6 protein-coding genes are annotated in these 10,651 nt (G+C 63.8%); all 6 read left to right on the top strand.

What is annotated here, in order from left to right; translation table 11 throughout:
* Nucleotides 1–424 precede the first annotated feature (424 nt).
* The 6 genes from BKH33_RS13005 (at nt 425) to BKH33_RS13030 (ending at nt 10,638) form a co-directional block, all read left to right on the top strand.
* Complete coding sequence (locus BKH33_RS13005) at nt 425–2,056, top strand: ABC transporter substrate-binding protein (protein WP_003783193.1); 1,632 nt, start codon at nt 425–427, stop codon at nt 2,054–2,056.
* A gap of 210 nt (nt 2,057–2,266) precedes the next feature.
* The gene (locus BKH33_RS13010; RefSeq protein ID WP_003783183.1) at nt 2,267–3,232 is read left to right on the top strand and encodes an ABC transporter permease; all 966 of its coding nucleotides are present in this window, start codon (nt 2,267–2,269) and stop codon (nt 3,230–3,232) included.
* Complete coding sequence (locus tag BKH33_RS13015; protein WP_003783169.1) at nt 3,232–5,379, top strand: dipeptide/oligopeptide/nickel ABC transporter permease/ATP-binding protein; 2,148 nt, start codon at nt 3,232–3,234, stop codon at nt 5,377–5,379. The genes BKH33_RS13010 and BKH33_RS13015 overlap by 1 nt, the downstream gene beginning before the upstream one ends.
* Nucleotides 5,379–6,206, top strand: a complete 828-nt coding sequence (locus BKH33_RS13020; RefSeq protein ID WP_003783177.1) for an ATP-binding cassette domain-containing protein — start codon at nt 5,379–5,381, stop codon at nt 6,204–6,206. Before BKH33_RS13015 ends, BKH33_RS13020 begins: the two co-directional genes overlap by 1 nt.
* A gap of 659 nt (nt 6,207–6,865) precedes the next feature.
* On the top strand, nt 6,866–9,181 hold the full coding sequence (locus BKH33_RS13025; protein WP_003783167.1) for a sialidase family protein: 2,316 nt from the start codon (nt 6,866–6,868) through the stop codon (nt 9,179–9,181).
* Nucleotides 9,182–9,252: 71 nt separating this feature from the next.
* Nucleotides 9,253–10,638 (top strand): ABC transporter substrate-binding protein, encoded by a 1,386-nt coding sequence (locus BKH33_RS13030; RefSeq protein WP_003783095.1) that lies wholly within the window; start codon nt 9,253–9,255, stop codon nt 10,636–10,638.
* Nucleotides 10,639–10,651 lie beyond the last annotated feature (13 nt).

Raw genomic sequence — 10,651 nt, forward strand, 5'->3', positions numbered from 1 at the left:
GGTCGGCAAGGCATCACCCGTCTGAAGGCCGGTTCTCAGGATGAAGTCCTTGATCGCGGTCATCGTGGTCTCGGCCTGAGTGGTGGGGGACGTGACCAGTGCGGAGTACGCGCTATGGGGGATCGCCGTCTTACCCGCATTGAGTGTGATGCTCATCTCGTTTCTTGGTGGAACGTCGGCTGTGCTCGACTTGGCTTCTGTGCTCACGGTGCTGCTCTTCTCGGTGTCGGCCACGGTTCTTGCCCTGTCAATCATTGTGCTCACTGCGATGTGACTCTGCTCGTTGAACGGCTCCACCCCTTGGGTGGGCGGTGACGATCGAGGGCCTGACCTGCAGGGGTGCGAGTGGTCTGGACGTCCCGATCTCTGCTACAGTCATCCTACCAACGTCAGACATAAGACGTCAGACTTCAGGAGAGAATCAATGGCGATCACGACTCCGGCCGGCTCTAGCCGCCGAGACTTCATCAGGCTGACCGGCACCCTCGGAATGGCTGCCGGCCTGGCTGTCAGCCTGGCGGCCTGCGGTGGTAAGGCCAAGACTGCGGGCGGCGCGAAGGGCAGTGGCACGGCCACCGACCAGGAGGTCACTCACAAGGATGGTGTTATCACCGCAGGTATTTCCTATGAGCTGGGCACCAATGGCTACGATCCGATGACGACGTCGTCGGCGCTCACGGTTGCCGCCAACTGGCACACTCTGGAGGGGCTCACTGAGCTGCACCCGGCCACGCGAGAGGTCTATGCGGCGCTGGCGGCCGAGATGCCCAAGAAGGTGGACGACACCACCTATGAGGCGACGCTGCGTAAGGACGCGAAGTTCACCGACGGCTCGGCAGTGACTGCAGATGACGTCGTCTTCTCCTTCACGCGTGTGCTCGACCCGGCCAACAAGTCGTTGTACTCCCAGTTCCTGCCCTTCATCGACAAGGTGGAGGCCAAGGATGCGAGCACGGTGACCATCAAGCTCAAGTACGCCTTCTCTCTGGTCGCGGAGCGTCTGAGCGTTGTCAAGATCGTCCCCAAGGCGGTCGTTGAGGCGGACGCCAAGAAGTTCGACATGAACCCCACCGGGAGCGGTCCCTACAAGATGACCGACAACGGCGCCGCCAGTCAGAAGGTCGTCTTCGAGCGCAACGACAGCTACAACGGTCCTCGCCCGGCGTTGGCCAAGTCCATGACCTGGCAGGTCCTGCCCGATGACACGACCCGGACCAATGCCGTGAGCTCCGGCTCCGTGCAGGCCATCGATGCCGTCCCGGCGGCCAACCTCTCTACGCTGAAGGATCCGGTCAAGGTGGCGGCGCAGCAGGGTTTCGGCCTGCTCTTCGCCATGTTCAACAACACCACCTTCTCCAACGTCAAGGCGCGTCAGGCGGTGCTCTACGCGCTGGACTACGCCAAGATCTGCGACACCAGCATGGCTGGGCTGGCGACGCCGGCGACCTGCTTCGTCCAGGAGGGGCACCCCGCCTACAAGAAGGCCAAGGTGGTCTACTCCATGGATGCGGCCAAGGCCAAGTCTCTCCTGGCGGAGGCCGGTGTCACGACCATCAACCTCCTGTGCACGGACCACGGCTGGTTCTCCGCGGTGCGGCCCGTTATTCGCGAGAACCTCGAGGCCCTGGGCGTGACGGTCAAGTATGACGAGAAGAAGTCCGCCGACACCTACAGCTTCATTGAGTCCGCGGATGGGGCGAAGGCGTGGGATGTCGTTATCGCGCCCGGGGATCCCTCAGTCTTCGGCGATGACGCGGACCTGCTCATGCGCTGGTGGTACGGGGGTGACGTGTGGACTGACGCCCGCATGCACTGGAAGGGATCGGAGGGGCAGAAGGCGATTCAGGCGCTGCTCGACGAGGCGGTCAAGCTGGAGGGTGACAAGCAGATCGCCAAGTGGCAGGAGGCCTTCGACAAGATCTCCGAGGATGTTCCGCTGTACCCGCTCTTCCACCGCAAGGCTCCGACGGCCTACAACTCGTCGACGTTGGAGAACTTCAAGCCGATCTCGCTGACTGGTCTGTCCTTCGTGGGGACGGGGTCATCCAAGTCCTGAGGTCTGTGTGAGGGCGGTGCGGCGAGCCAGTTCTGGTGAGTCGTGCCGCCCGAGCCGTTGTCGGGCCGCAGCGCTTCAAAGGCGCAGAAGCAACGGACTTGCTATCTGACGTCAGACATCAGACAATTGGGGTGACGGTTGGCCTTCCAGCCGCCAAACCACCCAGCCGCCCTCTCAGGCGGCAGGACGCTAACGCAAAGGAGCATCTCAGTGTCCAACCTCATCCGCCTGATCGGACGGCGCCTGGTCGCGCTGCCGGTCATGGTGCTGGGCGTGACGCTGCTCGTCTTCGTTGTCATGTCGTTCTCCTCAGCAGACCCGGCGCGCCTGGCGCTGGGGGAGGCGGCAACGGCAGACGCCCTCGAGCAGTACCGAGTCGCCCACCACCTCAACGATCCCCTTCTCAAGCGGTTCTGGGACTATCTCCTGGGCCTGGCCCACGGCGACCTCGGCACCTCCTTCACCGGAGTCAAGATCTCCGACATGGTGGCCGGGGCCTTCCCGATCACGCTCCAGCTGACCTTCATTGGAATCTTCGTGGCCGTCATCTTCGCCACGATCCTGGGCATCATCGCTGCTCTGTACCGCGACAAGTGGCAGGACCAGGTCATCCGCGTCATCTCCATCGCCTGCCTGGCCACGCCGTCCTTCTGGCTCGCCCTGCTGCTCATCCAGTGGTTCTCCGACATCCCGGGTGGAACGGGTGCCTTCCCCGCGCTGGTGTCCGAGTGGGTGCCGTTCAGTGAGGATCCCGGAACATATCTCAATCAGATCTTTCTGCCGGCACTGGCGATCGCGGTGCCCAACGCTGGATCACTGACCCGCGTGGTCCGCACCGCCATGGTCGAGGAGCTCGACCGCGACTACGTGCGTACCGCCATCGGTGGTGGTATCCCCAAGAACATCGTCGTGGCCCGCAACGTGCTGCGCAACGCGCTCATCACCCCGTTGACCGTTCTGGGACTGCGCATCGGCTACGCCATGGGAGGCGCCGTCGTCATCGAGATGATCTTCAACATCAAGGGGATGGGACAGCTCATCTTCCAGGGCATCACCCGTAACGACGTCAATATCGTCCAGGGAGTGTCCATCACGGTGGCGCTGGCCTTCATCCTCATCAACATCGTTGTTGACATGCTCTACGTCCTCGTCAACCCACGAATCAGGAGCATCTGATGCTGCACCGTTCCACACTGGATAAGGCCTCGCGGCCCGGGCTGCGCTTCCAGGGCTGGAAGGCGTTGCCCCTCGGCTCGAAGATCGCCATCGTCGTGCTCTGCCTTATTGCCCTGATCGCCATCCTGGCGCCCGTCGTCGCCCCGTACTCGCCCGGTGCCACCGGTCTGGCGGAGGCCAAGACGACCTCGTACATCGAGGGCGTCGGTGAGGTCACCTCGAGTGATCCCGTGGTGGCCCCCTCAATGTCGCACCTGTTCGGCACCGACGGCACCGGCCGCGACATCTTCTCCCGTGCCGTCTACGGCGCCAGGGTCTCACTGGTCGTGGGTCTGACCGCCACTGGCCTTGCGCTTCTAGTGGCCTCAGTCCTGGGTGCCGTGGCCGCCACGTCGCGCAAGTGGATCGCTGAGACCCTCATGCGCGTGCTCGACGTCGTCATGTCCTTCCCCGGTATTGCTCTGGCTGCCGTACTCGTCTCGGCGATGTCGACCCGGCTGCCGATGCTGCCGGTCATCATCATCTCCATCGCTGTTCTCTATATCCCCCAGCTCACCCGTGTGGTGCGCGCCAACATCATCTCCCAGTTCGGAGAGGACTACGTCGCCGCCTCCAAGGTGATGGGGGCGCCGGTGCCGTGGATCCTTCTCAAGCACGTGGCCCGCAACTGCATCGCCCCGATCATGGTCTTCGCGACTGTCCTGGTGGCTGATGCGATCGTCTTCGAGGCCTCGTTGTCCTTCATCGGTGCGGGCATCAAGTCCGTCAACACCCCGACCTGGGGAAACATGCTTTCCGAGGGTAAGGAGCTGCTCCTGTCGGGCCACTGGTGGCCGACCTTCTTCCCGGGCCTGCTCATCCTCATCACCACCCTGTGCCTCAACGTCCTGTCCGAGGGGCTGACTGATGCCATGGCCTCGCCGCACATCAAGGCCAAGCCCGATGTTCAGGCTGATGAAGAGGCCATGGAGGCTCAGGAGACTCTGGACGCCTGGGATGATGCTGCTGACGCAGTGACCGCCAACTCCGCCGCCGTCAAGGAGGATGGGGCCACGAACGTGAGCTCGCTGACCGGTGTCGTTGCTCCGGCGGCTGAGGATGTTCCCCTGGCCGACAGGCTCAGCTCCCTGCGGGTCGCTGAGCTCGCCCGTCGCGACCGCCTCGTCTACGAGGACTCCGGGGAGGACCCGGTCCTGGAGGTCAAGAACCTCTCGATCGCCTTCCCCGAGCAGCACGGTGAGGTCAACATCGTCGATGGCGTCTCCTTCTCCGTGCGCCCCGGTGAGACCATGGGGCTGGTGGGGGAGTCTGGCTGCGGTAAGTCCATCAGCTCGATGGCCGTCATGGGGCTGCTGCCGCCCTCGGCGCGGCTCTCCGGTGAGATCCTGTTCAAGGGCCGCAACATCCTCAAGATGACACCCACTGAGCATAATGCCCTGCGTGGCCACGAGATGAGCATGGTCTACCAGGACGCCCTGTCCTCGCTGAACCCCTCGATGCTCATCCGTACCCAGATGTCGCAGCTGACCTCTCGCGGTGGTACTCGCAGTGCGGAGGATCTTCTGGAGCTTGTGGGGCTCGACCCCAAGCGCACGCTGCGCAGCTACCCGCATGAGCTCTCCGGCGGACAGCGTCAGCGCGTCCTCATCGCCATGGCACTGACTCGTGACCCCTCACTGGTCCTAGCCGATGAGCCGACGACGGCCCTGGACGTGACCGTCCAGAAGCAGGTCATTGACCTGCTCAACGAGCTGCGTGAGAAGCTCGGCTTCGCGATGGTCTTCGTCTCGCACGACCTGGCGCTGGTGGCCAAGCTGGCTCACCGCATCACCGTCATGTATGCGGGCCAGGTGGTCGAGCAGGCGCCCACCAGCGAGCTGCTGTCCAACCCCGTTCACGAGTACACCCGTGGGCTCCTGGGTGCGGTGCTCTCTATCGAGGCGGGCTCCAAGCGGCTCCACCAGGTTCGTGGTGTGGTCCCCTCGCCCAGCGAGTTCGTCAAGGGCGACCGCTTCGCGCCCCGCTCGGCCCACCCAACGGTCGGCCTGGACACGCGTCCTGTGCTCAAGCCCGTACCCGGCACCACCGAACACAGCTACGCCATCACGCCTGAGCTCGAGGCTCTGCTCGCGAAGGAGGAGCACTGATGCCGTCCAACACCTCTGCATCGACCTCATGGAGCGAGGACCAGCCGGTCGTCGAGCTCAAGGAGGTCAACGTCATCCACAAGTCCCGCACCGGTGGCCTGTTCAATCCGGACACGGTCCATGCGGTCAACAACGTCTCGCTGTCCGTCAAGCGCGGGGAGACGCTGGGGCTGGTGGGGGAGTCGGGCTGCGGCAAGTCCACCACTGCCAGGGTCATGGTGGGGCTGCAGCCGGTGACCTCCGGAGAGGTCATCTTCAAGGGGCGCCCGCTGGGGCACTCCGCCTCGGACCGACGCGAGCTTGGGCGCAGTATCTCGGTGGTCTTCCAGGACCCCGCGACGGCTCTCAACCCGCGCATGATCGTGCATGACACGCTTATCGACCCGCTCAACGTTCACGGAATCGGCTCACCCAAGGAGCGTGAGGCGCGTGTGCGTGACCTGCTCCACCTCGTGGGTCTGCCCCCCAGCGCTCTCAACGTGCTGCCCAGGCAGATCTCCGGTGGTCAGCGCCAGCGTGTCGCGATCGCCCGTGCGCTCGCTCTGGACCCCGACATCATCGTGGCCGATGAGCCCACCTCCGCCCTGGATGTCTCCGTGCGTGCTCAGGTGCTTAACCTGCTCCAGGACCTCAAGGCGTCCCTGGGGCTGGGGCTGGTGTTCATCAGCCACGACATCAACACGGTGCGCTACGTCTCGGACCGGATCGCCGTTATGTACTTCGGTAAGATCCTTGAGATCAACACCACCGAGGAGATCTTCAGCAACCCTCAGGAGGAGTACACCCGTACTCTCCTGGCGGCGGTGCCCTCGCTGCTCGACGCCTGAGCTGACGATCCCGGCTGTGGCCGGTAGCACCGGTACCTCCTTGTGAGGGGCGGACCCACGCGGGTCCGCCCCTCATCCGTCTATCAGCCCCGTTGAGGAGACCGTCTCGTTCCCGATATCGCCGATGTCGGAGTGGAGGCGACGGATTGGTGATTGTGAGAAATCCATCCGTCAATCTTGTGTGAATCTGAGTGCATGAACATTGACTTTCAAGTCACATGTCGTGTAGATTACTTTCATCAGTTCGGTGAGGATCTGATTGCGGCACATATGGCCGTCAACAAAGGTGTTGATTGTGGAGGAGGGGCTCCTATGTATGTCACAGCGCCATGGCGTGTGACCACGACTGCACGTCGCCGGTCCGTCGTGCGCGAGGGTCGGGGCCCGTCCTTGATCTGCCTCTGACCACCTGGGGAGGAACCAGGGTCTGCGTCAGGGGACGGGGCGCTCGTGCGACCCTCCAGTGCTGTCTCATTGCCGAGAACCATGAGGCGATGAGAGTTTCGAGGCGTACTTGAACCGCTGAGGTGAAGTGCGCCTGCGATCAGACGCATTCTTGATGAGTCCAGCTCGCGATACTGGGCGCGGATTTCCAAGAATTGCGATCCAAGCAATGATTGACAGGGGCTTCTGCGCCCTTTTTGAGAAATAGGTGACAAGTGATCGGGTCAGTATGCACCGCACTGCGGCTTAACAAAGAAATCCTCGAGGCTGAAACAGGAAGCATCTCCTGTGAGTTCCGGTCGAGGTCTGACGGTAACCTCTTTGCGCTACGAGGAGCTGACGGGGCCGGTCTCGACCTGCGCATCGCCGGATCGTCGCTCGTCTACGAGGCGACGGTTCCAGACAAGTGGAACAAGCTGGAGGCTGAGGATGCGCGCTCGCTCGACGACGGGCGCTGGCACAGCGCCGTCGTCACCGTCAGCCCCACCGGTACCCGTCTCTACCTTGACGGCTACCAGGTCTTCTGCGGTACCACCACGGCCTTCCTCAAGGACCTTCCTGGGCTGACGCAGGCCGTCGTGGGGCAGGGGGACAGCCCTGAGGTCGTGGCCTTCACAGTGCACCCCCGGGTGCTGACGGCGCGTGAGGTCCTCGCCCTGTCGAGACGAGCCGAGCCACTGGTCGAGGTCGCTGCGAACCGTTTGAGTCCTCACGACGTCGCCCGCTTCGCTGACGCTCGGCACGGCTCGTTCTGGCTGCGCTTCCGGGTTCGGGGGCGGATGCAGCAAGGCGCCCTCCTCGCCGCTGGTGGACTTGGGCGTGAGCAGCTCGCCGTCACGGTGGGGCCGGAGGGGATCGCCTACACGGGCGTGACCACGGCCGGGGAGCGCCGCGAGGTCACGGCTGCAGGGACCTGGAGTGACGGAGGCTGGCACGAGGTCGTGGTCGCTGTGGGGCACGGCTCGGTCGACCTCTACGTCGACGGCTTCCGTGAGACGCACGCTCCCGGCGAGTTCTTTCTTGGAGACGTTGAGGGACTCGATGAGATCGTCGTCGGCCAGGACTGCGAGGGAGTGCGTCTGTCCGGAGAGGTTCAGCGAGCGGGTCTCTATGACTACGCGCTCAGTGACTCGCAGATCAAGCGTTTGTACGAGGTCGAGCCGATTGAGACCGACGCGCTGTTCGACCGCGGCTACTGCGGATCGGCCTCCTACCGGATCCCCTCCCTCCTCACACTGACCTCCGGTACCGTCCTGGCCGGTGCCGACCAGCGGGTCTCCAACGCCAATGACTCTCCCAACGACATCAACTTCGTCGTGCGCCGGTCCCTTGACGCAGGACGAAGCTGGGAGCCGGCGAGCACCGTCATTGACTGCCCGGGAATCGGAGAGGACGCCTCATCGGTCATTGACTCCTGCATGGTCCAGGATCCGCACACCGGGCGGGTCCATGTCCTCATCGACCACTTCCCGGGCGGGATAGGGCAGCCCAACTGCTGGGCGTCCACAGGATTCGATGAGCAGGGAAGGCGGCTGCTGAGGGACCTCGACGACGCACGCTACGTCGTCGACCCGGACGGCGCGGTCACGACGATCGGGGGTCGGGACACCGAGTTCCGGGTGATGGATGACGGCACGGTGCTCCGTGACGGCAACCCGGCGGGCAACATCGAGCTGGCCCCTGGGGCGGACCCGGCCGAGAGCCTCCTGGCCATCCCCACCAGCTACCTGCAGATCGCTCACTCCGACGACGACGGCGTCACGTGGAGCAAGCCGCGGGACCTCAACCCCCAGCTGAAACAGCCGTGGATGAGGTTCCTGGGTACCTGCCCGGGCAATGGCATCGCCCTGAGGAACGGCCCTCACGCCGGACGCCTCGTCGTTCCCCTCTACTTCAACAACGATCAGAACTGGCTGGCGATGTGCGCAACGGTCGCCTACTCCGACGACCATGGCGAGACCTGGCAGCTAGGCCGCAGCCCCAATGAAGGACGGCAGACCCCTGAGGGGGAGCTCGACCCGCAGACATTCGTTGATGAGACCTGGTCACTGCACGAGGCCGCAGTGGTGGAACGACGAGACGGCGTACTTCTGCTGTTCATGCGCAACCAGCACCCTCGTGGGCGCGTTGCCGTCAGCGAGTCCCACGACGCGGGACAGACCTGGGGGGCGATCCGTTTCGATAAGGAGCTTCCCGAGATCTGGTGCCAGCCCAATGCGATCAGTCTGCCCTCAACCGAGGGGGAGGACCGCATTGTCTTCGCCAACGCCTCGCTCATGCTCCCGTTTCGAGGCTGCGGCGTCATTCGACTCAGCCTCGACGGTGGGCGCACGTGGAAGTACTCGCGGACCCTCAACCCCGGTCACCACGTCTACCAGTGCATGTGCGTCCTACCTGACGGCAGGATCGGGATCCTCTGGGAGAACGAGTGCCAGGGCCTCTACTTCTCCCGACTGCCCCTGAGCTGGTTCTCGGACGTAGTCGAGACCGTTGATCCACGTCAGGCAGAGGAGCAGGCCTCACTCTCATGACGATGAATCACCCGTCAGCCACACCTCACTTCACCACCCAACCGTCATTTCCCGTTCAAAGGAGAACTGTCATGACTCCCCCCACCTCAGTCTCGTCTCACTCGGCCTCCGCACTCAGCCGTCGCGGCTTCATGGTCCTGGGAGGCATCGGCGTGTGCGGCGCGCTGGCCGCCTGCGGCGGCAAGGACTCCTCCGACGACGAGGGGACCGGGCCGCTGCGCGGCACCGTCACCATGTGGTCGTCCTTCACCCAGGGGCCTCGTGCGGACTGGATGAAGAAGATGGCCGAGGAGTTCCACGCCAAGAATCCCGACGTCACCGTCAAGATCGAGCAGTTCTCCTGGTCCGAGTTCAACACGAAGTGGACCACCGGACTGACCTCAGGTCAGGTGCCGGACATCTCCACGGCACTGCCCAACAACGTCGTGGAGATGATCAACTCCGAGGCCCTGGTGCCGCTGGACAAGGTCATCGACTCCATCGGCCGGGACCGGTTCCCCAAGCCGGCACTGGCCGAGGGGCAGTCGGATGGAAAGTCCTACTCCGTGCCCATCTACTCCCACGCCCAGGTGATGTGGTACCGCAAGGACGTGCTGAGCTCCAAGGGGCTGTCGGTCCCGAAGACCTGGGAGGAGCTGGCCAAGGCGGCCAAGGCGATCGGAAAGTCCGACAGCCTCTACGGCCTGTCTGTGCCCCTGGGGACGGGGGACATGCTGGGGGCCCGCTACCTCAATTTCTACGTTCGTTCCGCCGGCCAGAGACTGCTCAAGGACGACGGGACGGCCAACCTCACCTCCGAGGCCGCGCTGAGCGGAATCAAGTACTGGACCGACCTGTACAAGTCGGTCTCCCCGGAGGGCTCCCTGGACTATGCGGTCCTCGATCAGGCGACGCTCTTCTATCAGGGCAAGACCGCCTTCGACTTCAACTCCGGATTCCACATCTCCGGAGTAGCCACCAACCGCTCCGACCTGGTCGACTCCATCGCCGCTGCGCCGCTTCCCAGGATGAAGGCCTCCGATCCGGTGAACTACCCGGCCGAGGTGTCCAATGTGCCTCTGGTGGTGTGGGAGGCCTCAGAGGTCAAGCGAGAGGCCAAGGCCTTCCTGGAGTTCCTGTTCACCAAGGACAAGTACATCGAGTTCCTCCACTCGGTCCCCGGCGGCATGCTGCCGACCCTCAACGACATCTCGCAGGAGTCGAGCTACGCGAGCAACGAGACCATCAAGAAGTACTCCGACTCGATCAAGGTGATCCAGGACCAGGTCAGCGTCGGCAGCGCTATCGGTATGGAGAAGGGGCCGCTGGTCCAAGCAGGAGTGCTCACCAGCCAGGGACTGATCGAGAAGATGTACCACTCGATCATCATCGACGGAACCGATCCGGAGACCGCTGCCAAGGACTGCGAGAAGAAGCTCAACGAGGCGTTCAAGGCCGCAGGAGCCAGCATCAAGTGACTCGGCGTGGCGG

Origin of the sequence: Actinomyces naeslundii (assembly GCF_001956585.1) — a bacterium.
Lineage (GTDB): Bacteria > Actinomycetota > Actinomycetes > Actinomycetales > Actinomycetaceae > Actinomyces > Actinomyces naeslundii.

Bases quoted from the DNA above. Each gene is read 5' to 3' on its own strand.
- BKH33_RS13015 (WP_003783169.1), top strand. From the start codon at position 3,232: ATGCTGCACCGTTCCACACTGGATAAGGCCTCGCGGCCCGGGCTGCGC.
- BKH33_RS13020 (WP_003783177.1), top strand. From the start codon at position 5,379: ATGCCGTCCAACACCTCTGCATCGACCTCATGGAGCGAGGACCAGCCG.
- BKH33_RS13005 (WP_003783193.1), top strand. From the start codon at position 425: ATGGCGATCACGACTCCGGCCGGCTCTAGCCGCCGAGACTTCATCAGG.
- BKH33_RS13030 (WP_003783095.1), top strand. From the start codon at position 9,253: ATGACTCCCCCCACCTCAGTCTCGTCTCACTCGGCCTCCGCACTCAGC.